This window comes from Leptospira fluminis, assembly GCF_004771275.1.
GTDB classification, from domain to species: domain Bacteria; phylum Spirochaetota; class Leptospiria; order Leptospirales; family Leptospiraceae; genus Leptospira_B; species Leptospira_B fluminis.
In genome coordinates, this window is record NZ_RQEV01000017.1 from 62450 (window position 1) to 83648 (window position 21199).

Genomic DNA, 21199 nt, shown 5'->3' on the forward strand with positions numbered 1-21199 from the left:
GTCCGGGTTCATTTCGTAAGATGCGGGTGCTGGGATAATTTCTCCCAAACTCTCGCATCGATGAACATCTTCAACAATTCGGAATCCAAATGGTTGTCCTTTACTTCCATCTCCAAAATGTCGAGAGCACGATCCAAGGGAACCGCCTTCTTGTAAGGCCTGTCCTTGTCCGTCAAAGCGTCGAATATATCGGAAATGGTCATGATCTTGGACTGGACTGGAATGTCGTCTCCCGACAGCCCGCGAGGATATCCGCTTCCGTTTAACTTTTCGTGATGGGCGTGGGCGATTGCCGGAACCATTTTTAAATCGCTGGTCCAAGGGATCTTGCTCAAAAACTGGAAGGTATGTTCCACATGGGATTCGATTTCCTTACGTTCGTCGAAATCCAAGGACCCTTTTTTAATCGTGAGAAATCCGAATTCGTACGGCGTGATCAGATTCAGTTCTTCTCCCTCCGTAGTCGTGTACTGCAGTTTTGCGATCTCTTCCAAACGGTAGGAATTGGTCTCTTCCAATATGGTGGGCTCGTTGGATTGACGGATGATCTGCAACATGGAACCCAACCTTCTGAACTCCTCCGCCTTTTCGAAGTCTAGAGACTTTTCGAAATCCGCGAATCCCAAGGTTCCGTGCTTCTTTAAATATTCCACTTTTCTGGCGTTGAACCGCGCTTCCAAATCCTTTGTCAGGAACTTAAAACGCCAATCGATCAGGTCCAGTTCCAGCTCTTCCAGTTTTTTGGCCTTAACGAGCACCTTTTCCCGAACTCCGACCTTTCCGAAATCATGAAGCAAGGACGCATAACGGATCTCTTTGATCTGTTCCTTGCTGAATTTGATGTCCTTATACTTTCCGTTCTCGACCCGATCCAGCGCTTCCGCCAATCCCACGGTCAAAAGAGCGACACGAAAGGAATGCCCGCTCGTGGTCGGATCCCTGGCTTCGATCGCGTTTACCGACGCCGTGACGAATCCTTCGAATAGAGTTTCGATTTCCCGGAGGAGATAATTATTCTGGATAGCTACGGCGGCTTGGCCGGCCACACCCAAAACCAACTGGGAGGCGTAGTCGTCGAACGGCTGTATGTCCTCCCCTTTCATCTGCTCCACGGTCAGCTTTTGGTTAAAATTCCGCTTTCGGTTGATCAGTTGTAGAACCCCGACTACCTCCCCTCTATGATCCTTCATGGGCACGACCAACATGGACTTCGTATAATAATTCGTTAATACGTCGAAGTTTCCGTTAAACGTGAATTCCGTTTCGGAAGGAAGATTGTACGCGTCGGCGATGTTCAGAACCTTACCGGTCTCCGCCACATATCCTGCGATACTCTCCTTATTGATCGGGAGTAGGAATTCCTCCCCCACGCTCAACGCCGAGATTTTGAATCTAAGACTTTTGACGAAACTGATCTCGTCTCTCTCCACAAGATACAAGGATCCGGAATCCGCGTTACAGATCTCCCTTGCACTGTATAGGATCTCGCCCAATAATTTATCGAAATCCTTTTCGTTGGCCAGACTGATTCCGATCCGCGTCAACCGATTGATTTCGTATTTTGCGGTGTTGATCCGGTGGAGCAGATCGAATTGATCCGTTACCATTTGCAGATGAACGAATGCGTTGGCCAAACCTTTGCAGATATGAAGGTCGGTCGTCGTGTTCGGTAATATTCCGAAAATCAAATCGTCTTCGATTTCCGTCTGTTTGTGACCGTCATAATCCAAACCGGCGTTCAGGATAAATCGTGCCAGAATGAGAGGATTCAGACGGAGCTGTTCTCGGATACGCCTGTGATCTTCCTCCAACGCGGCGGCGGAAAGATAAAAGACGATATTTACAAATTGTTCCGTGTCTCGGATTCCCGGGTATTCGTAAAAGTCCCGAAGAAGCAGAACTTCCGGATGAAGTTTGTTCCGCAGTACGGTTAACCTGCGGTCTAGAGCCGGATCATCCGTTACCACGTATTGCTGAAACTTGGACTCCATTCCTTGCGGGCCCATCCTACGACAATTCTAGTTTCGTGAAAAGGAGAATTTTCCGAAGGACGGAAACACGCGCCAAACAGGTGTTCACGCTCGAATTCGGCTATAGAAATGCGTAAAGTATACTCATCACCAAACGGAACTTCGAAGGTCGGATTCTCTCCGTTAGGATTAGAGGAAAAATCCCGAAAAAAACCTCAAGGAACCTACAAAATAAAAGGCGTCCCCCGCCGGAAAAGCAAGGAACGCCCGAGACCGTTCGTCAAATAGTCGTTTGGGTTAGAATTAACGCTTCAGACCCAAGACCTCTTGCAGCATTTGATCCGTAGTTGTGATCGTCCTTGAGTTGGCCTGGAATCCCCTTTGGGTTACGATCATATCCGTAAATTGGTCGGACAAATCTACGTTGGACATTTCCAGAAGTCCCGCGTTGATTTTTCCCCGGCCCGCAATCCCGGCCTCTCCGATCAAAGGTTCGCCGGAGTTGTTGGAGAAAGCGAACATCGTATCTCCCGCCTTATCCAAACCTGCCGGGTTATTGAAGACCGCGGTGGCGATTCTGGCCAGGGGCTGCTTGATTCCGTTCGAGTAAACGCCGGTGATGGTTCCGGAATTGTCTATCGAAAAGGACTCCAAGTATCCCATCGTATAACCGTCCTGTTTTACCGCTTTCGTGGTAAAATCGGAAGAGAATTGAGTGATTCCATCCACCATCCCTGCTTCGCCTAAGGCAAGGTCGAAACTCTGCACCTGCGGATTTCCGGGAATCCGGAAGGAAACCTTAGCGCTTAATTTACCGGTATTCATCATGTCCGCACCGTCGGAAACGTACACGAGTTTTCCGTCGGGGGTGAAGCCGAATTCGAGCTCCGTGTTTCCGGGAAGTTGGGTGTTTTGACCGCCGGTTCCGGCGACATCCGCGGACACTTGCGTCGCATCGGTAAGAGAAACTCGACCTTTCCAGGTATTGTCACGGACCTTATAGAATTCCATTTTGAGTTCCCGCTGTTGCCCTTGATCGTCGAAAACCTTGATCGTAGTGACGTGACCGCGTCTTTGTTTCGGATCCGGATCGTTGATATAAGCCGTGATTTCCTCCGGAGTCGCGTCCGGGGGAACCGCCGGGACGGACGAGTTCAAGTTGGATCGGAAATCGATCTTAGAGGTCGCACGTGCGGGTTCTTTAGAATATACTGGAATAATAATATCTTCCGTCGATCCGGAGGAATTGATGTATTTATTTCCCTTCTCGTCGAGTCTGGAATTCCATCCCTGCACTTTCAGACCGTTGGCGGGATTCACGTAGTATCCGTTCTTATCCAGGTTAAACGCTCCGGCTCTCGTGTAGAATTGCTTATCACCGTCCTTAACGATGAAAAAACCTTCTCCGGAGATCGCTACGTCCGTATTTTTTCCGGTAGTCTGCAACGCTCCCTGAGTCATGATTTTATCGATCGCAGCGATCAACGAACCGAGACCGACCTGTTGCGGGTTTACTCCTCCGATGTTCTCCTTGGGTTCGGAAGCTCCGCGGAGTTCTTGGGAAATCATGTCCTGAAAAGTCACACGTTCGGTCTTGAAACCGTGAGTGTTCACGTTGGAAATGTTGTTCCCGATCACGTCCATTCTAACCTGGTGGTTTTTCAGACCGGAGACTCCGGAATAAAGAGACCTCATCATAACGCTTGTACCTCGATACTTTCTATCTTATTTATAATCACTTTGGTTGGGTTTGCCGGGAAAGCTCCACCCGGGAGCGCCCGAAGATTCGAATTCCTGTTCTTCGCCGGCCTGCGCATTAATTCCCGAGACGGAATCCGCGGATTGCGGTGGAACCGCGCCGTCGTTCCGGGATTGCCCGGGGATTTTGGATCCGGTCTCGTTCTGGTTCAACAAGCTCGGATCCGTGATCAGGGTGATCGCATCGATTTCGACGGTCCTGCCGTTCACTCTTACGAAGGATTTCCCTTCTCCATCAAAGAAGAGCGCTCCTGCCGTTCCGACGACGTTTTCCCCTGTCACGAAATCGGGACCGGAAACGATTTTTCCGACGAGAGAAAAGCTCTGACGGTTGGTCATTTTTCCGATCCCCTGGGAGATATTATTCATCTGTTCCAACGAGGAGAACTGCGCCATCTGAGCGATAAAATCCTGGTCCTTGACGGGATTCGTAGGGTCCTGGGAGGAAAGTTGGGTGATGAGAAGTTTTAGAAAATCATCTTTTCCTAACGCTTTTGCCGTTGAGCGCACCTCTATCCCCTGCAATCCGCTCTTTTCCTCTTTATCCAATTTCTCGAAGTGGTTCTTCAAATTGAAGCTTCTGTCTCCTTCGAGATAACGGTTTCGAGCCGCTTCGCTACTGACTGCGTTGGTTTCTGGCATTCGAATGTCCTTACACTAAAACGTTTAAACGTCTTTCTGTATTCTTGTCGGCGTTTTGCGGAATTTCTATAGAATCGGAATCGGAAAGATTTTCCGATTCCTCTCGCTTTCCGTTCGTCCGAGAAACGGAGGAGTCTCCGGTTCTTTCTTCGCCCGAATTGCCGGAGTCTTTGTCCGCGAACAAAAACGATCCGGATTCCTCCACTTCCACGGACAAGGATTCCAGAACCAATCCTTGGTCCTTGAAATCCTTTTTCAGTTGCTCCAGATCTCCGGAGAACATGCGTTTGACTTCCTCGGATTCCACGAGGATTCTCCCCTGCACTCTGTCTTCCTCGACGGAAATCCGAAGAGAGACCCTACCTAATTCTTGGGGATTTAAGCGCAAAGTCGCTTCCGACCTTCCGTTTTCTACGATATGAAGTCTTGCGCTCTGGACCAATCTTTGGAAATTTTCCCTTGTTATTCCCGGATCCGAAGTTCTTACGCCGGAAGCGCGGGATTTTTCGGAGGAGGCGGAAACGGATTCCTTATCCGTCACTCCCATTCCGGCCTTGATCAGGGATAAGGTGGTCTCGTTTCCCTGTCTATGAAGCGATTCCTGATTCTGCCTGTCCTTTCCGTTGGAATCGTTTTTCGTTCCGGCGTCTTCGGCGGCTTGCAGCTTAACGGCGGATGATTTCGAGATTTGCGCGTAGGATTCCGATTTTTTTTCGCGGGTGACTTTTATCGATTCGGAATCTAAAATTACGTTTTCCTTATTTACTTCCCGCAATACGGCCTGGCCCTTTTCCTCGTTGGCGGGTTTGGAAAACCTTCGGACTTCATCCAATTTTTTCATGCCTTCTTCCAGACTTTCCTTTTCCGAAGGTTTACTTTGACGGAATTCCTTGACGTTCTTTTTTTCCTCGGACTTCGGGGTCTCTAAAGCTTCCGTAGATTCCGATTTGGATTCCTTTTGCTGGCCAATTTCCTCTTTAGAGGAATTTCTAAGATTCTTTTTGACGGCAGAAAGGGAAACGACCCCTTCTTCCTCCTTGGCATTTTTATCCTCTTCTTTAGATTCCAAGGTCTGCAAAAATGCGCTCATGCTGAGCTGAAACGGAATTTTCCCTTCCGTTGTTTCGAGATCGTTTTCAGATCTCAGGTCTTCTCCCTCGATCGCATTCTCTTCCGATCCCTCTATCGTGCGGAGTTTTCCCTTTTGATTTTCAGGAAGAGAAACGGAATCGGAAACGAGATTCAAAAAGGAATACAGTTCGGAAAAATCGGAATCTTCCCCTTCCCCAGCGATCTCTTCTTCCTCTTCGTTTTTTTGTTCCTCATTCTTTTGGAGATTCCGAACGCCTTCGGTATTTTCGAATAAATCCTGTTCTTTCGGTTCTACGTCTCTATGGTCCGGGATGACGGCGGACCGACCTTCTCCTTCTTCCAAAGCCTGTTGGGAACGGAGCTGGATAGACTTCATCAGATCCATAAAATTCGGACCGGACTGAGGCGCCTTGTCGGAAGAAACGGAAATCGATTTGGATTCGGCATGCGTGATCCGGACATCTTCCGGGCTGGATTGATCGGTTCGTATCTGCATAAAGCGCCCCTTGCAGTATAAGGATCGAAAGTTCCTCCGATTCCTTGATCGATTTCCGAAATTATCTTCTTCCCTTTTTTGATTATGTCGGGTTAGGTGCTGGAAATCGTCTAATTTTTCCCGAAAATCGCTAAAGTAGTTCCTGCCAACCGGGAAAAAGACTGGCGCATCCGAGCGAACGACGATCCGATGAAAGCCATGTCACGCATCGTTCTCGGATTTTTTCCTCTCGCCTTCTTAATGTTAGTCGTCGCAAGTTGTACCGGAACTCGACCCACGAATCTGGGAGTTCGAGACGGTAAGTTGGCCCCTTGCCCAAGCAGTCCCAACTGCGTTTCCAGTCAAGTTGCCAACTCGGACGAGACCCATTTCATTTCTTCGTACGAATACAAGAATAAACCGGAAGACGCTAAAAAGAAATTGGTGGCCGCGATCCAATCCCTCCCGAGAACGCTTATAATTACGGAAAAACCGGATTACGTGTATGCGGAATTCACTTCCTTTACGATGCGCTTCGTGGACGACGTCGAATTTTATTTCGCGCCGGATCAAAAGACGATTCACATAAGATCCGCTTCCAGGTTGGGACATTCGGACCTAGGAGTGAATAGAAAAAGGATGGAGAAGATCAGGGAATTATTCTCCGCTCCATAAGGAAAAGCGCGGAGAATTCAGATTTTGTAAATTATTTTTTCCGAATATCCGAGGATCCGTGTATGTTCTGCAAGGAGCGGATCGTAAACCCTTTGTCCCGCATCTCCACCATTCCCTTAATCAAAGCCTTAGCGGCGCTCGCCGTCGTCAGACAAGGAATCTTATAACGGATGGCGGCCTGACGAATCGCAAAGCTGTCGTCCCGTGTCACCCTGCTTAGAGGGGTATTCAGGATCAGATGGATTTTGTTCTCACGGATATAATCCAGCGCCGTCGGAAACTGGTTGTCGTAAACCTTGTTGATCTTGGAGGAAAGAATCCCGTTTTCGGATAGGTATTTGTGGGTTCCTTCGGTGGCGATCAGGTTGAACCCGAGAACGGAAAGATCTTTCATATAGCGCAGGAGTTCCTTCTTATCCTTGTCGTTTACAGATACGAAAACGGTTCCTTGGGAAGGCAATTCTTCTCCCGCCATGTACTGGGATTTTAAAAAGGCTTCCCCCGCCGTATCCGCGATCCCCATCACTTCTCCGGTGGATCTCATCTCCGGTCCTAGAATGGTATCGACTCCCGGAAATTTATTGAAAGGTAGCACGGCTTCCTTCACGTTTACGGTTCTGAAATCCATTTCCTTGGGAAGAGGAAGTTCCTTCAGAGCTTCGCCCATCATGATACGAGTTGCGTATTTGACGATCGGGTGCCCCAAAGCTTTGGACACGAACGGAACGGTTCTGGACGCGCGGGGATTGACTTCGATCACATACAACCTCTCGTCCTTGACCGCGTATTGGATGTTGATGAGACCTTTTACTTGCAGTTCCAAGGCCAACGCTCTCGTAGCTGTACCGATTTCCTCCATCACTTTGGCGGACAGAGATTGGGGAGGAAGAACGCAAGCGGAGTCTCCCGAATGGATCCCGGCCTCTTCGATGTGCTCCATGATTCCCGCGATAAAAACTTCCTTGCCGTCGCAAAGAGCGTCCACGTCCACTTCTACCGCGTCTTCCAAAAAGCTATCGATCAGAAGAGGTCGATCCTCCGAGATTTCCTCGGCCTTTTCCATATAACGGTCCAATTCCCGTTCTTCGCTGATGATCAGCATGGCTCTTCCGCCTAACACGTAACTAGGACGAACGAGCACAGGATACGTGATCGCCTTCGCGATCTTACGGGCGTCTTCCATAGAGGTCGCGATTCCGTTTTTCGGAGATACAAGATGAAGTTTCTCCAGCACTTCCGCGAACCTCTTTCTGTCCTCCGCCCTATCGATCGAATCGGGGCTGGTGCCCAAAATAGGGATCCCCTTTTTCTCCAAGTCCTTGGCCAACTTCAGAGGAGTCTGTCCTCCGAATTGGATAATCAGACCTTCGGGCTTTTCCTTTTTATAAATCTGAACGACGTCTTCGAGAGTCAGAGGTTCGAAATAGAGACGATCGGAGGTATCATAATCCGTGGATACCGTTTCCGGATTGGAATTAACCATGATGGATTCGATTCCCAAATCCTGTAATGCGAAGGAGGCGTGACAGCAGCAATAATCGAATTCGATCCCCTGGCCGATCCGATTCGGACCTCCACCCAAGATGATCACGGACCGTTTCGAGGTTACATCCGTCTCGTCCTCTTCGTCATACGAAGAATAAAAGTACGGAGTATAGGCTTCGAACTCTCCCGCACAAGTATCGATACGTTTGTAAACGGGCTCTATCTTCGCGTCTACGATCGCCCGTTCCAGAAGGATCTCCTCCGCTTTCAATAAGGAGGCGACTTCCGCCTTTTTTTTATCCGGAGTCAGCTCCGATGAAAGTAGGACGTCCACCTGCTTTTTCCTTTTGAGATACGCCAGTTGACGATTGGAAAAACCGAAGCGCTTCATTTTCGGAAGAACGGAATCTCCTTTTTCCGCAAACTCCGTCTCCGCTTTTTGCAGGTCCGCAAATTGGTACAAAAACCAAGGATCGATCTTGCAGAGTTCGTGTATTCTTTCTACGGAATATCCTTCTTCCAAAGCTTTCTTTACATAAAAGATTCGCTTATCATTCGGACGACGTAGGAAGGCGTCGATCTTTTCCTGTTTTGCGGCCGAAGAAAGGGAATGGAACTCCGCCAATTCCGCAAAGTTCCCGTCGGACCCGAAACCGTACCTATCGATCTCCAAGGAACGCATGGCTTTCTGGAAACTTTCCTTGAAAGTCCTTCCGATCGCCATGGCTTCCCCCACCGCTTTCATCTGGACGCCCAGAGTATCATCCGTTCCGGGAAATTTCTCGAACGCGAACCTCGGGATTTTAGTGACCACATAATCAATGGAAGGTTCGAAGGAGGCCGGAGTCACGCGGGTGATATCGTTCTTGATCTCGTCCAGCGTATATCCGATGGACAATAAGGCTGCGATCTTTGCGATCGGAAATCCTGTCGCCTTGGAAGCCAAAGCCGAGGAACGGGAAACCCGGGGATTCATTTCGATCACGATCACGTCTCCGTTTTCCGGATTCACCGCGAATTGAATATTCGAACCGCCGGTTTCCACTCCGATCTCACGGATGATCTTAATGGAAAGATCTCTGAGATTTTGGTATTCCTTATCGGAGAGAGTTTGCTGAGGAGCTACCGTGATGGAGTCTCCCGTATGAACTCCCATCGGATCTATGTTTTCTATGGAACAAATGATGACTACGTTGTCCGCGAGGTCTCGCATGACCTCCAACTCGAACTCTTTCCATCCTAGGACGGACTCCTCCAAAAGCACCTGACTGATAGGAGAAGCCTTCAGCCCTTTTCCCACTACTTCGTCGAAAGTCTCTTCGTCGTACGCGATTCCACCGCCGGTACCTCCTAACGTAAACGCCGGACGGACGATAAGAGGGAGGCCGATCCTTTGCTTGATCTCCGCGGCTTCCTTTAAGTTATTCGACAGACCGGACCGAGGTACCTTGACCCCGATCTTTTCCATGGCCTTTTTGAACAATTCCCTGTCTTCGGCCTTTTTGATGGCGTCCACTTTCGCGCCGATCAATTCCACATTGTACTTTTCCAGAATGCCGGCATTGTGACACGCGATCGCGAGATTGAGAGCGGTCTGCCCGCCTACGGTCGGCAAAATCGCGTCCGGCTTTTCTTGTTCCAGAATTTTCTGGACCACGGCGACCGTCAGAGGCTCAACGTAGGTCGCGTCCGCCAGGTCCGGATCCGTCATGATCGTCGCGGGATTCGAATTGAGAAGAATGACTCGAATTCCTTTTTCCTTTAACGCCTTAGTGGCTTGGGTTCCGGAATAATCGAATTCGCAGGCCTGACCGATAACGATCGGCCCGGATCCGAGGATCAATACGGATCGGATATCTTCTCTTTTCGGCATATTATTTTACAGCTTTTTCGCTCCGTCTTGTACTTCAAGCATCAATTCCCAACGGGAAGGAAATAGTCCCCCGCCTTTTTCCATTTACCGGAACCGAGGAGAATTCTCTCCAATTCCAATTTCAAATCCGAACACAAGTGGACGGGAAGCGGCTTTCGGTTCCAAGGATCCCCGATCCTATCGTAACATTCGTATTGCACACCGTCCGGCCCGGGAATGTAGAGAAATTTCCTTTTCCCGTCCTGCACCATCCTGTGTTTCGCGAAAGAGATCGTTTCTTTAGCGTACGGATCTGAAATCGCGACGGTATTCCGATCTGAGGAATCTATGGAATGCAGCTCCAGGATATTCGGATAGCGGATCCTGCCTTTCTGAAAGAAATGATTGCCCCGATCTGAAAACCAAATTCCCGTTTCGGAATATACTTTTCGGTCGTCTTTCCAGAAGTGAAGAGCGGGAAGCGTTGTCAGGTCTCTTCCCGGATAACCCGCGTCCGTTTTGCGTCCGGCCACGGAGAGAACCGTCGGCAATACGTCCAGGGAACTCGTGATTCCGGAAAAGGTTCCGGACCGATCGGAAACGGGAAAATTCTTGGGGTACTTCAAGATAAGCGGAACCTTGGTCACGCCCTCCCCTCGGAGGTGCTCCCCGTGACCGTGACTATGCACGTCTTCGAACAATGATTCCCCGTGGTCGCTTGTTAAAAGAATTAGAGTATTATCATATAACCCTTTCTTTTTCAGCTCGGCGACGATTTTACCCACGGCGGAATCGAACGCGAGTAGAGATTCCTTATAGACCGCTCGGATCTGCTCCCTCTCGCTCTCCTCCGGAATTCTGGAGTCGCTCGGATCCACGAACCGAAAATACTTGGAAGGACCGTAATATTTCGGATCGCCTTCCGTCTTGTAGTACGGATAAGGCGGACTATAGGGGAAATGAGTGACCGAGGAAAAATAGACCAGAAAAAAAGGGTTCCGATTCTCATCCAGAAGGCGGAACAAGTCGGGCAAAATCCTTTCGTCATCCCCAAGTGTAGGAAAAGAACGCACCGAAGAAAGATATTCTCCGCCCCCGAAAAAAGCCCCCGTCAGCACGGGTAACAGATATACTTGGGATTCCAAGGTTCTTTGTTGGGTAAGGGTTCCTGCATTGAAGTCCGGGGCATAGACCTTCGAAAACCCCCAATCCGCCCTGGGAAAAATATCCCCGGCAAAAGAGGACACTACGCCGGTACGGTATCCCAGTTCGGAGTTCAAAATTCCGGCTAACGTGGAAATTCTAGATCCCAGAGACGCTCTGTCTTTTTTATCCGGAAACATGTCCAGAATTCCGTGTTCGAAGGAATATCTCCCCGTCAATAGATCGGCCCATGCGGGGAAAGTTCTAGGAATCGTGGTATGATGGTCCAGAAAAACCCTGGAATCGGCCGCGAGAAGATCTATGTTCGGAGTCAGCTCCGTTTTTCCCTGGACGAATCCGAGTTGGTCTTCCCGGATGCTATCGGCCGCGAGGACCAAAACGTTCGGATAAGACAAACCGGACGGAACCGAGGCCGGAACGTTCTTCCGAAAATTCCCCTCGGACAACGGAGACTGACTGCTTTGAAACGCGCCGAAACATCCGAGTGCGAGAACGAAAAGTAAGAAGAATTCGTACTGCCTTCGTTTCAGAGAAGGGGACCAATAATATGCGCACCCGGAAAAGAAAACGCCTAACGCGGAACCGAAACGATGGAATCCGTAAAAGAACAGCAGGAATACCGCGAGTCGAACGACGGATTGTATGTCCCCCTCTTTCAAAAAATTTCGAACCTTCCGCCCGAGTTGAACGGACAATAGAAGACTCAATACTCCGAGGGAAAACCAGGGAGGGATATGATCGGTAAGAAAATAGAGAAACCCGAGCGCCCAAGCCTGCCTATAATAAAAGAACTCTCCGTAAACCTGCGGATACATGGAAACGGAAGAACAAAAAAGAAGAAACAGGCCCGCAAAAAGCAGCGGGTAAAACATTAGAAGCGGGATTTTTTTTCCATTCCGATAAGCTTCCCATTCCGGTCCGATCGATAGTATGGAAAAGCAGAAAAAGAAGGAGTAGGATACGAAGAGTACGACGCCTAAGTCGCGTAAAATGGACGGAATCAATCCGTAAAATAAGGACCGGAATTCTCCGATGTCCACGCCCATGATATGGAAGGAAGTGTTCCCGACGACGCAAAGAAAGGAGAGAACGAAAACGAATATCCCGGTATGTATCCAGGGACTTCCGGACCGGAACTCCTGTACGAAAATTTCCCTGAACTTAAACCAACGCGCGGACATTCAGTACGTTCCTGCCGAAGGGACGAGACTCGAAACCTTCCCAATCCAAAGCGACCGGCGACTGGACGGCGATCAATGCCGCGCCGGATTCCTGAACGACGATGTCCTCCACCATCGCTTTAATCTTAGCCTCCTTTTTTTCCCAGAAAGAATAGGGAGGATCTATAAAGAAAACCTTATGCGTTCGGGCTTCGGCAAAGCCGGTATAAAAACGGAACGCATCCTTTCGAAAAACGGAATGCTCGTGGGGAATCTTTGTCAAAACGCCTTTCAGACTTTCGAAGCGGTCCCAAGCCAGTTCCAAAAAGATCGCTTCCGCGAATCCGCGACTTAGCGCTTCGATTCCCATCTGTCCGGACCCTGCGAACAAATCCAAAAACGCCGCATCCGTGAAATTCAGCCTACCCTGCAACTGGAGGGATTCCAGAATATCGAAGAAGGATTTCTTCATGATCGCGGGAGTAAAATTGCTTTTCCCTTCCTGAGTGACCGGCGAAGGGATCAACTTCCCTTTCAAATCGCCCGTCTGGATCCTAAGCCCTTTTCCTTTCTTGGACGGTTTCATTTTCCCTCCTTGCTCTTTTGTAGGCTCAATTCCAAAATCTTAAGCCGCTTTCCCAATTTTGCGTCGTGCGAAATCTCTTTAGCCTTTTGCAGGATTCCTTCCGCGGATTCATAATCCTTGGAAGAATACAGGATGCAAGCGTAAGTGTAAACTCCTTCCGCATAGCGGACCGAGGACTCTCCGTGCTCCAAAAAGATCTTTCCCCATCTCCCCCCCGGCTCCGTCGCTTCCAAAACCAACGCCCTTTCCAGAAAAAGATATACCGCGTTGTAAAAGATTCCGGGATGTTTTTTGGATCTTTCGAAGATACTGGTTAAAGTCTTATCGATTTCCTCCAGATTAGGTTCGGAGGCGACGTAAAGAAGAAGGATTTTATAATCCACTTCCCCTTTGCGCAGAACGGGTCGGGAGGCCCTGACTAAAACGTCATAATTTCCTTTTTTATAATATTCATAGATTTGATCGAAATCGACTCCGTAAGTCGGAAACACGATCGGCGATTGGGCGAGATAAAAAAATAAGACGATGGCTCCGCGAAGAATCCCCTTTCGGGAACGGTGCGGAACCGGAAAAATCAAAGCTCGATTACGTTCGAGGAACCGCACATAGCACAGATAGTGCTTTCCGGCCCGTCCAAAGAGCCGTCCGGATCGCTTTCCCAACGATGGTCGCAGTCCTCGCAGACACAGGTTACGGCTTCGTCATCCAGGAAGTCTTCCCCCCCGTCAGTATCGTAGTCCTCGTCAAAGTCGTAGTCATAGGGCATATTTACACGGAAACCAAGGGGGGCTTGTGAGTCAAGCCGTACTAAACGGGAATGCCTCAAAAAATACGTGAAAGGTGCGGGCGTTCCGGAGATTCTGCCGAGAGGATGCTCTACCAAGCTCGACATAGAAGTTACAAGAAAAAAACGGATTACAAACCCTTGGTATTTTTCTTGCTTGCAATCGTCCTCGGCGGGATCGCCTTTTTTTTTCGCCAGGATATCCGCAACGTATTTGCCGGTGACCGAAGACTTCTCTTAGAGAAGGAAAGAAAGATTCTGCAGAGCGGAATCTTAAAGTCGGACCCGAAGGAAAACGAAATCAAGGAATTCAGGTCTCTGGCCAAAGACTTTGCCTCCGCAAATCCCAAGGACGGAATTTCCTACCATTATCTGGCTTTATCCAGTTATTACGAATTTCTACTTTTAGGATTCCGTTTCGATTCCGGAACTCTGACCAAAATCGCGTATACTGGATTCGACGAATTCCTCTCCGAGGATTCCTCTTATCTTCCGCTGATAGAGGACTCTTATCGTAACGCGTTAAGAGCAGAAGCTGTGGATCCGGAATTCGCGGAACATACGGATAACCGTTATCTGATTTCGTTCGGAGAAGCGATTCGACAGAAACTTAGCCGGTCCGCGTTGAATAAGCTTTTGATCTCGATCGATCCGCAAAAACTGAGTCCGGAATTGAAGATCGGGTACGCCTGGGTCTGTCTCTTGGGAAGCTCCCTATCCGGAAATACGGATTTCCTAAAAAGTACTCTTTCTCGGGAGGAAGTATCCGGCGCTTTGCTTCTTTCCCGCAGAGAAGCGGATTTTTTGACCGCACTTTCCGAATTCAGGGCGGGACAATACGTTTCTTCCCTCGCTAGCCTGAGGCGCGTACGGAACGAGAACGTGGATTTTCTGACGGGAAGTTCCCGCATTCTGGAAGCCAAAATTTTCTATTATCAAAACCTTCCTCCGAGAGCCCTGTCTCTTTTGGAGGAATACTATCCGACAGCGGGAGATCGTAGAGAGGAAATTCTAAGATTGGCGAGAGAGATCGTAGGCAAACACCCCAATCTAAAAACGAAACTGCCGCTGGAGGAATGATTTTATGAGGATGCTGATTCCGGCGGTTTTGATTTGCCTTTCCTGCGGAGTAAAACCGGTACCGCCTCCGAAAGGCACTTTTTGCGACCCGTTAAAAAAGGAAAGAGACTGCATCACTTTGGATTTCAGAGACGGAAAAACGATCCTGAACGAAAAGGAATACGCGTTAAAGTCCAGCGGCATCCTGAATTACGCGTTTTCGGCGGAGTCCGTGACGTATGATGTGGAAGTATTAAACGAAAATAGAGTAAGAATCGTCGGAACCGACGGTTCCCAAAAACTTTTCCTTCGCTTAAAGGAAAAGGGGGAACGGAAAAAAGAATGGGCACGACTTTGGCAAGTGATCAAAGAAAGCCTAGGATTATAGGAACTTTTATCTGAATCCGGGAAATATGAAACGAATCCCGAATATCATTCCCTGAGACTTGACATCCTCGGGGACCGTCCCGAAGTTTTGTCCTCTGAGAGTATCCAAGCAAGCCCGATCCACAAGAGTTTGTCCTTGGGAAGAAACCAGCTTCGTATCGACGACCTGGCCCGCGTCGTTTAACATAAATTGTACCCGGACCTCTCCCGGAATGATCGCTTCCCTGACGACGGTACCTGCTCCGTCCCTATAACCGTAATTTCCTCCGCCGGGCGGCGCAAAGCTCCCTTCGATCTGTCGTAACATTCTTTTGAAATAATCGTACCCGGCTAATTTCTTACGGGGAATGGAAAGGGACTGTCCTCCGTCCCAGCGGAAAAGAAAATCCTGCTCGAAGCGATAATTGAACGGAATCTTAGTCATCCTTCCGGTCGCGGAGGATTGGGTGGACTGTTCCTGGGTTTTAGTCGGCTCCTGCACCGGATCGTTTTTCAGAATCGCGACGTCGTAAACCTGTTCCTCTTCCGTCTTGGTTTGGGAACTCTTCGGATTGGCCTGCTGTGAAGGCCTCTTGATCAGATTCCCCCATATAAACTCCCTATGAGGCGAAGCGGTATGGAATCCTTCCTTTTGAGTCAATCCTCCCGCACCCGCCGCATCCACGTTGGAAAGCGCCTTATATTCGTCTTTGACCCTCGAATCCGCGAAATCCTGTTCCAACAATACTTCGTAGATTTTTTCCCGCTCCGCCTTATCCGTGACCTTTACGAGAGGATCCTCCCCTAACATCTTCCAGAGTGCGTTACGGGTGAACAAATGGGCGACCAAAAAGGAGGCGAAGGCAAAAACCAAAAACGCGGCAAAGAGAAGACGTCGATCGTCCTCTTCGATATTCGCCGGTTTATCTATTTCTAAATTAAAAAAGGCCGGGAGTTGCATCTTCGTCCGTTCTTACCCCTTTAACAGGATAAGATTTTTCCAATATTTGATACGCTTTTTCTGTGGCAACCCTTCCGGAAGGTGTGCGATTGATCAATCCGATCCGAACCATATAGGATTCGTAATGATCCTCCAAAGTCCGTTCCTCCTCTCCTACCACCGCCGAAATCGGCCTAAGTCCCACCGGTCCGCCCTTATACCTATCTATCATACATTCCAGAATTTGGCGATCCATTCTATCCAAGCCGTACTCGTCTATCCCTAATCTGCGGAACGCTTCTTCGCAAGCGGGCATTTCGATGCGACGATCCCCTTGGACTTCCGAAAAATCCCGGACCCGTTTCAACAAATGATTCGCGATCCGAGGAGTCTTGCGGGAGCGGCGACCGATTTCCCAGGCGGAATTCTCCTCGATATCGTAGCCTAGGATTTTTGCGGAGCGAAGTACGATCTGCTTCATTTCCGCGTCATCGTAATAATCCAGACGGGAATGGATCCCGAATCTGCTTTTCAAAGGATCGGAAATCAGCCCGCTTCGCGTAGTCGCTCCGATTAATGTAAATGGCTTCAACTTGATCTGAACGGTCTGGGCGGTGATTCCTTCCCCAACGAGAAGATCGATCATGAAATTCTCCATGGCAGGATAAAGGATCTCTTCCACCTTTCTGCCTAGAGAATGGACCTCGTCGATGAATAGGATATCCCCTTCCTGTAGGTCCGTGAGCAACTTGGCAAGATCCGCTCCTCGAGTCAGAACCGGCGCGGAGGTCACGACGATCCTCGCGCCTAATTCCTGGGCAATGATTCCGGCCAGAGTGGTTTTCCCCAATCCCGGAGGTCCCGAAAGAAGCACGTGATCCAGCGCTTGCGCTCTCCGCTTAGTCGCTTCCACGAAAACCGAAAGGTTGGCAAGGGTTTCCTTTTGGCCGACAAACTCCGAAAAAAAGGAAGGACGCAAGGTCGCCTCCTCCTCGAATTTTTCCTCCGGATTCAAAGTATGTCTGGCCAAAAAATTTCTCTTATTCCTTAAGTTTAACCGAAATCTTGAGAGTCTGTCCCTTTCGGAACACGGTGATGGTAAGTCTCTGGCCGACTTTCGATCCGCGGATCTTGGCGACGACTTCCGACGCGTTCTTTACCTTGGTTCCGTCGATTTCCAAAATTACGTCTTCGATTTCGATCCCGGCGTCGGCGGCAGCGCTTCCGTTCACCACTTGTCTCACGAAGGCTCCCGCAACCGCCGGAAGTTTCAACTCCTTAGAGATCTCTTCGGTCACGTCGTCCAAGCCCACTCCCAATTTCGGACGTTTGACTTTTCCTCCGGATTTCAACTCTTCTACGATCGATTTGGCCTCGTTTATTGGGATCGCAAAACCTAGACCGATCGAACCTCCGCTCGGAGACACGATCATACGATTGATTCCGATAACTCTTCCGTTGATGTCAAGGAGAGGTCCGCCCGAATTCCCTTGGTTGATAGCGGCATCGGTCTGGATATAATGGACTCCCGAATTGTCGATTCCTCCTCGACCCACTGCCGAGACGATACCCACGGTCATGGATTGGTCCAGACCCCAAGGAGCGCCGATCGCAATCGACCAATCTCCAACTTTAACGGCGGATGAATCTCCTAACTCGATGGGAACCAGATTCGCTTCGGCCTGGATCTTGAGCAGAGCCACGTCGATGGTTTGGTCCGAGCCCACCAATTGAGCGGGAAATTTCTTTCCATCCTTCGTGCTGACGGTGAATTTATCCCAACCGCCTACTACGTGTTCGTTGGTAAGAATGTATCCGTCCTTGCTCAAAATGATTCCGGAACCGAGTCCGCTTTGTTTTTCTTTCTGCGGCCGAACCCTGCCTCGGCGTCCATAATAAAAATCGAAAAAGGGATCGAACCCTTGTTGAGTCACGGTACGTTCCGTAGCGACGGAAACCACACTCGGAGAAGAGTTCGTATACACTTCTTCAAACGCTTGCTGGATGGAAATGGCGGCTTTTGCGGACGCGGACGGTTCCCGATCCGCCTTCGCGTTTAAAAATAACGAGCTGTTATTGGAGGTTCCGCAATATAGTACGGGCGAAATAAGAGTACCCGCAAGCACGGACACGCAAATCACCAGGAAATTTTTGAATCTGTCGGTTTTTTTCATGGATTCCTTTCCTCAGGAATGGGATTCCGGTTGGGTACGCATCAGGATTCGCCTGAAATCGACTCTGTCAAGTTGGTTTCGGAAAACGTTAATGGCACCACATCCGGGATTTTTTGTTTTTGAAGGTTTAGACGGCAGCGGAAAAAGCACCTTGAGCCGTCACGTATTCGACCTACTTTCCCGGAAAGGTGTTCCCTCAATTTGCTTTGCGGAACCCACGAAATTCGAAACGGGACTCTATCTTAGAAAATTTTTGAGTGGAGAACTGGAACTTTCGGGGGAAGAACAAATCGGAGCCTTCCTGAAAGATAGGGAAGTCTCCCTCCAAAGGAATATTCTCCCGGCGTTAAAAGAAGGAAAAATCGTTCTACTGGATCGATATATGTATTCCACCGCCGCATACCAATCCGGTCCCGAATTTTCGGCTCAGGAAATACTCGAAAGAAATCGAGCCTGCGGCTTTCCGGAGCCGGACCTTCTTTTTTATTTGGATCTCGAGCCGGAACAGGCTCTGGTCCGCTTGGAGGGAAGGAAAGAGGCCAAGGAAAGGTTCGAATCTTTGGGAACTCTGGAAAAAATACGGAACGCTTACGAAAGCATCCTTCCGGAAAATACCGTACGCTTAGACGCGAACCTGCGGCCGGAAGAACTCGCGGATTTGGTCGAAGAGAAAATCCTCTTAGTTCGTGGAAAGGGTCGCTAGATTCCGGAGAGTTTCCTCATGAATAGCCGCTTCTCGATCCAATTGGTCGGCCATATTCAGCAGCTTTCTTTTACGGTTCGATTCGGAGGAGAGTTTCGGTTCCTCGGCGGCCAGCTCCCGCAAATGATTTGCCTCGCCCCGTTTCCTCTTTGCGAGGCCCTGCAGGTACTTTCGGACGACTTCTTTTTGTTCCGGCGTGGAGAGGCTTTCGACCAAGGCTTTCTCGATCAGTCGAGCCTCTTCTTCCGCCGAAAAGGAAACGACGGCAAAGGGAAAAAACGATAAAGCCAGGACCAATCCGGAAACGATTCTCCAAAAACGTATCGATCTCATGCCAAATTTCTGATTCATAGGTCTCTATTTCTAAATCCCTAAGGATTTTTGCATTTTTGTCTGAAGAATAGGATCCTTCCTTTTTCTGTACACGAAAAAACGGAAATACCCTTTCTTTTCGGCCCGAAAGAATACATAGAATGCTGTTGACTCGGGAGCTTCGTCCAAAAAACTCTCCTTCATACCGCACCTATAGCTCAACGGATAGAGTACAGGCCTCCGGAGCCTGGGGTCCAGGTTCGAGTCCTGGTAGGTGCAGAGAAATAAGGACTCGAAGCGAGCTCTTGGGAGCAAGCATAGCGACCCATAGGGAGCGTAAATGCTTGCGACCGAGCCACAGGACGTGGCGAGACAAGAACGAGACGCCGTGGAGCTTAGTTTGCCACGATGGCAAACTGCGTAACGGCGAGTCCTGGTAGTAAACGCAAGGGCGACTCCCGCACCGCGGGACCGCGCTACTCCAGGCTTTGGTCGCAAGCAAAGAATTTTCCCGCGTTCCATTGATTCCCGTCTTCCGAAAGCTTGCGACTGCTTCGCACCCTACGTATCGCTGTCGCGTTCGAAAAATCTCTTTCAGTAGCCGCATACTTCCTTACATTTTATTTTCGACAATCGCGCACCGAAGTAAAGCATTGACAATGCATATAAATTCCCTATCTTATGCATATCATGAGAACGACTGTAGATATTCCGGAAGAACTATTTTTGGAAGCGATGAAATTGACTCGTTTGAAAACTAAGACCGACGTAATTAAGGAAGGGCTTACCTCTTTGATCAGAAGGGAAAAGTTAAAAGACCTCAAAAAATACAAAGGCCACCTCAATCTCGAGATTGATCTAGATGATTTACGAAAACGATGAGTCGTGTCCTGTTGGATTCATCCGTTTGGATCGAGTATTTCAGGAATACCGCCTCATCAATTTCGGCCAACGTCGACGAATTGATCGATGCGGAAAATATCTACACTAACGATCTCATTCTGACTGAATTGATTCCTTTTTTGAAATTAAGAAGGCAATCGAAAGTTATCGCTTCCTTAGAAGCGATCGAACGTTTCCCGTTGAAAATCGATTGGGAGCAGATCATTGAGTATCAAATCCTGAATCTTAAAAACGGAATTAATCATGTCGGTATCCCGGATCTGATCATCGCCCAAAATGCGATTCAAAATAAAGCGTTCCTTTTTACGTTAGATAAACATTTTAAATTAATGAAGGAAAGCGTTAAACTGAAAATCTACTAAAACGGCCGCTACACATCGACTCCCGCACCGCGGGACCGCGCTACTCCAGCACTTCCACTTCTTTCCAATTGCCTCGTTGCAAGGCGATCTCTTTTGCGCTCAATCCTTCGTTCGTTTTTTTCTCGGGATCGGCTCCGTGCTTTAAAAGAAAAGCGACTATGGAACTATTCCCTTGTCTGGAAGCTGCGATATGCAAAGGAGTATATCCGCCTTCCTCCTGACTGAAGTTCGGGTCGGCTCCCTTTTCGATGAGTAATTTCACGGTTTCGTCCCGTCCTGCGGCGACGGCGGAATGCAGCGGAGTGTTGCCGAAAGAGAATTTACTTTTGGATCTCGCCTGGAGATCGGCACCGTGATCCAAAAGATACGCGACCAAAGAAGTTCTCCCGAAATGCGCCGCCAGGTGCAAGGGAGTCCAGCCGTCCTTGCTATACGAACGGGCCGCATCGGAATCTTTTGCCAGTAATTCCCTCACTCTTTTTTCGTCTCCGATAGCTGCGGCTTCGAACAAATTCAGGGGAATCTCCAAACCTAAATAAGCCTGTATGATATCCTCTTTTCCATAATACAGTGCGAACAAAAACGGAGTGATCCCTTCCGGATTCGCCACGGATCCGAGAGAAGGATTTTCGCGCAATGCAAAGATCACCTGGGATTTTTGTCCAGAAGCGATCAAATGAAATATATCGGACATGGGTAAAATATCTCCCGAAGTTCAAAGAGGGATAGTGACCGAA

General features: G+C 49.1%; 20 protein-coding genes and 1 tRNA gene. 7 read left to right on the top strand and 14 right to left on the bottom strand.

Annotated features, from left to right (window positions below; all coding sequences use genetic code 11):
* Positions 1-8: 8 nt before the first annotated feature.
* From EHO61_RS15775 to EHO61_RS15790, 4 genes are all read right to left on the bottom strand, one after another.
* Entirely contained in the window at positions 9-1991 is a 1983-nt protein-coding gene (locus tag EHO61_RS15775) for an HD family phosphohydrolase (protein WP_135814527.1), read from the bottom strand.
* A 282-nt stretch (positions 1992-2273) separates the two neighbouring features.
* Positions 2274-3668 carry a flagellar hook protein FlgE gene (gene flgE, locus EHO61_RS15780; protein WP_135814528.1) on the bottom strand — a complete coding sequence of 465 codons (1395 nt, stop codon included), beginning with the start codon at positions 3666-3668 and terminating at the stop codon, positions 2274-2276.
* A gap of 27 nt (positions 3669-3695) precedes the next feature.
* The gene (locus EHO61_RS15785; protein WP_135814529.1) at positions 3696-4370 is read right to left on the bottom strand and encodes a flagellar hook capping FlgD N-terminal domain-containing protein; all 675 of its coding nucleotides are present in this window, start codon (positions 4368-4370) and stop codon (positions 3696-3698) included.
* Positions 4371-4380: 10 nt separating this feature from the next.
* Positions 4381-5958, bottom strand: a complete 1578-nt coding sequence (locus EHO61_RS15790; protein ID WP_135814530.1) for a flagellar hook-length control protein FliK — start codon at positions 5956-5958, stop codon at positions 4381-4383.
* Between the two features lie 198 nt (positions 5959-6156).
* Between EHO61_RS15790 and EHO61_RS15795 the strand changes: the two genes are divergently transcribed.
* Positions 6157-6612 carry a DUF1499 domain-containing protein gene (locus EHO61_RS15795; RefSeq protein ID WP_246032175.1) on the top strand — a complete coding sequence of 152 codons (456 nt, stop codon included), beginning with the start codon at positions 6157-6159 and terminating at the stop codon, positions 6610-6612.
* A gap of 31 nt (positions 6613-6643) precedes the next feature.
* Here EHO61_RS15795 and carB read toward each other — a convergent pair whose 3' ends face one another.
* Genes carB through EHO61_RS15820 form a run of 5 tightly spaced genes read right to left on the bottom strand, consistent with a single transcriptional unit; the run spans position 6644 to position 13625 of the window.
* A complete protein-coding gene (carB, locus tag EHO61_RS15800; protein WP_135814532.1) occupies positions 6644-9970 on the bottom strand; it encodes a carbamoyl-phosphate synthase large subunit in 3327 nt (1108 codons plus the stop codon).
* A gap of 41 nt (positions 9971-10011) precedes the next feature.
* On the bottom strand, positions 10012-12294 hold the full coding sequence (locus EHO61_RS15805) for a sulfatase-like hydrolase/transferase (protein ID WP_135814533.1): 2283 nt from the start codon (positions 12292-12294) through the stop codon (positions 10012-10014).
* Positions 12275-12859, bottom strand: coding sequence for an RsmD family RNA methyltransferase (locus EHO61_RS15810; RefSeq protein ID WP_135814534.1), 585 nt, complete (start codon positions 12857-12859; stop codon positions 12275-12277). The genes EHO61_RS15805 and EHO61_RS15810 overlap by 20 nt, the downstream gene beginning before the upstream one ends.
* Positions 12856-13434, bottom strand: a complete 579-nt coding sequence (locus EHO61_RS15815) for a hypothetical protein (protein WP_425460361.1) — start codon at positions 13432-13434, stop codon at positions 12856-12858. The genes EHO61_RS15810 and EHO61_RS15815 overlap by 4 nt, the downstream gene beginning before the upstream one ends.
* Positions 13434-13625, bottom strand: a complete 192-nt coding sequence (locus tag EHO61_RS15820) for a hypothetical protein (RefSeq protein WP_135814536.1) — start codon at positions 13623-13625, stop codon at positions 13434-13436. The genes EHO61_RS15815 and EHO61_RS15820 overlap by 1 nt, the downstream gene beginning before the upstream one ends.
* A 105-nt stretch (positions 13626-13730) precedes the next feature.
* On the opposite strand from EHO61_RS15820, the gene EHO61_RS15825 reads away from it, so the two are divergent.
* Positions 13731-14723 carry a hypothetical protein gene (locus tag EHO61_RS15825; protein WP_135814537.1) on the top strand — a complete coding sequence of 331 codons (993 nt, stop codon included), beginning with the start codon at positions 13731-13733 and terminating at the stop codon, positions 14721-14723.
* Between the two features lie 10 nt (positions 14724-14733).
* Positions 14734-15090 carry an LIC12806 family lipoprotein gene (locus EHO61_RS15830; RefSeq protein WP_246032176.1) on the top strand — a complete coding sequence of 119 codons (357 nt, stop codon included), beginning with the start codon at positions 14734-14736 and terminating at the stop codon, positions 15088-15090.
* Positions 15091-15096: 6 nt separating this feature from the next.
* Here EHO61_RS15830 and EHO61_RS15835 read toward each other — a convergent pair whose 3' ends face one another.
* From EHO61_RS15835 to EHO61_RS15845, 3 genes are read right to left on the bottom strand one after another with little or no spacing between them, the layout of a single operon-like run.
* Positions 15097-16029, bottom strand: coding sequence for an energy transducer TonB (locus tag EHO61_RS15835; RefSeq protein WP_135814539.1), 933 nt, complete (start codon positions 16027-16029; stop codon positions 15097-15099).
* Positions 16007-17038, bottom strand: coding sequence for a Holliday junction branch migration DNA helicase RuvB (gene ruvB / locus EHO61_RS15840; RefSeq protein WP_135814540.1), 1032 nt, complete (start codon positions 17036-17038; stop codon positions 16007-16009). The genes EHO61_RS15835 and ruvB overlap by 23 nt, the downstream gene beginning before the upstream one ends.
* A 10-nt stretch (positions 17039-17048) precedes the next feature.
* Entirely contained in the window at positions 17049-18182 is a 1134-nt protein-coding gene (locus tag EHO61_RS15845; protein ID WP_135814541.1) for a trypsin-like peptidase domain-containing protein, read from the bottom strand.
* Positions 18183-18273: 91 nt separating this feature from the next.
* Between EHO61_RS15845 and tmk the strand changes: the two genes are divergently transcribed.
* Entirely contained in the window at positions 18274-18885 is a 612-nt protein-coding gene (gene tmk / locus EHO61_RS15850; protein WP_135814542.1) for a dTMP kinase, read from the top strand.
* Here the strand turns inward: tmk and EHO61_RS15855 are convergent.
* Positions 18862-19236, bottom strand: a complete 375-nt coding sequence (locus EHO61_RS15855) for an LIC10421/LIC12816 family protein (protein WP_246032177.1) — start codon at positions 19234-19236, stop codon at positions 18862-18864. The two genes, tmk and EHO61_RS15855, sit on opposite strands and share 24 nt — an antisense overlap.
* A 168-nt stretch (positions 19237-19404) precedes the next feature.
* On the opposite strand from EHO61_RS15855, the gene EHO61_RS15860 reads away from it, so the two are divergent.
* The 3 genes from EHO61_RS15860 (at position 19405) to EHO61_RS15870 (ending at position 20462) form a co-directional block, all read left to right on the top strand.
* Positions 19405-19476, top strand: a tRNA-Arg gene (locus tag EHO61_RS15860).
* 411 nt (positions 19477-19887) lie between these two features.
* Positions 19888-20079, top strand: a complete 192-nt coding sequence (locus EHO61_RS15865; protein WP_135814543.1) for a type II toxin-antitoxin system VapB family antitoxin — start codon at positions 19888-19890, stop codon at positions 20077-20079.
* Positions 20076-20462, top strand: a complete 387-nt coding sequence (locus EHO61_RS15870; RefSeq protein ID WP_135814544.1) for a PIN domain-containing protein — start codon at positions 20076-20078, stop codon at positions 20460-20462. The genes EHO61_RS15865 and EHO61_RS15870 overlap by 4 nt, the downstream gene beginning before the upstream one ends.
* A 40-nt stretch (positions 20463-20502) precedes the next feature.
* Here the strand turns inward: EHO61_RS15870 and EHO61_RS15875 are convergent, their stop codons facing one another.
* On the bottom strand, positions 20503-21156 hold the full coding sequence (locus EHO61_RS15875; RefSeq protein WP_135814545.1) for an ankyrin repeat domain-containing protein: 654 nt from the start codon (positions 21154-21156) through the stop codon (positions 20503-20505).
* Positions 21157-21199 lie beyond the last annotated feature (43 nt).

Excerpts from the sequence above, each read along its gene's own strand:
- EHO61_RS15775 (WP_135814527.1), bottom strand. The coding sequence starts at position 1,991 with ATGGAGTCCAAGTTTCAGCAATACGTGGTAACGGATGATCCGGCTCTA.
- flgE (WP_135814528.1), bottom strand. The coding sequence starts at position 3,668 with ATGATGAGGTCTCTTTATTCCGGAGTCTCCGGTCTGAAAAACCACCAG.
- EHO61_RS15785 (WP_135814529.1), bottom strand. The coding sequence starts at position 4,370 with ATGCCAGAAACCAACGCAGTCAGTAGCGAAGCGGCTCGAAACCGTTAT.
- EHO61_RS15790 (WP_135814530.1), bottom strand. The coding sequence starts at position 5,958 with ATGCAGATACGAACCGATCAATCCAGCCCGGAAGATGTCCGGATCACG.
- EHO61_RS15795 (WP_246032175.1), top strand. The coding sequence starts at position 6,157 with ATGTCACGCATCGTTCTCGGATTTTTTCCTCTCGCCTTCTTAATGTTA.
- carB (WP_135814532.1), bottom strand. The coding sequence starts at position 9,970 with ATGCCGAAAAGAGAAGATATCCGATCCGTATTGATCCTCGGATCCGGG.
- EHO61_RS15805 (WP_135814533.1), bottom strand. The coding sequence starts at position 12,294 with ATGTCCGCGCGTTGGTTTAAGTTCAGGGAAATTTTCGTACAGGAGTTC.
- EHO61_RS15810 (WP_135814534.1), bottom strand. The coding sequence starts at position 12,859 with ATGAAACCGTCCAAGAAAGGAAAAGGGCTTAGGATCCAGACGGGCGAT.
- EHO61_RS15820 (WP_135814536.1), bottom strand. The coding sequence starts at position 13,625 with ATGCCCTATGACTACGACTTTGACGAGGACTACGATACTGACGGGGGG.
- EHO61_RS15825 (WP_135814537.1), top strand. The coding sequence starts at position 13,731 with ATGCTCTACCAAGCTCGACATAGAAGTTACAAGAAAAAAACGGATTAC.
- EHO61_RS15830 (WP_246032176.1), top strand. The coding sequence starts at position 14,734 with ATGCTGATTCCGGCGGTTTTGATTTGCCTTTCCTGCGGAGTAAAACCG.
- EHO61_RS15835 (WP_135814539.1), bottom strand. The coding sequence starts at position 16,029 with ATGCAACTCCCGGCCTTTTTTAATTTAGAAATAGATAAACCGGCGAAT.
- EHO61_RS15845 (WP_135814541.1), bottom strand. The coding sequence starts at position 18,182 with ATGAAAAAAACCGACAGATTCAAAAATTTCCTGGTGATTTGCGTGTCC.
- tmk (WP_135814542.1), top strand. The coding sequence starts at position 18,274 with ATGGCACCACATCCGGGATTTTTTGTTTTTGAAGGTTTAGACGGCAGC.
- EHO61_RS15855 (WP_246032177.1), bottom strand. The coding sequence starts at position 19,236 with ATGAATCAGAAATTTGGCATGAGATCGATACGTTTTTGGAGAATCGTT.
- EHO61_RS15865 (WP_135814543.1), top strand. The coding sequence starts at position 19,888 with ATGAGAACGACTGTAGATATTCCGGAAGAACTATTTTTGGAAGCGATG.
- EHO61_RS15870 (WP_135814544.1), top strand. The coding sequence starts at position 20,076 with ATGAGTCGTGTCCTGTTGGATTCATCCGTTTGGATCGAGTATTTCAGG.
- EHO61_RS15875 (WP_135814545.1), bottom strand. The coding sequence starts at position 21,156 with ATGTCCGATATATTTCATTTGATCGCTTCTGGACAAAAATCCCAGGTG.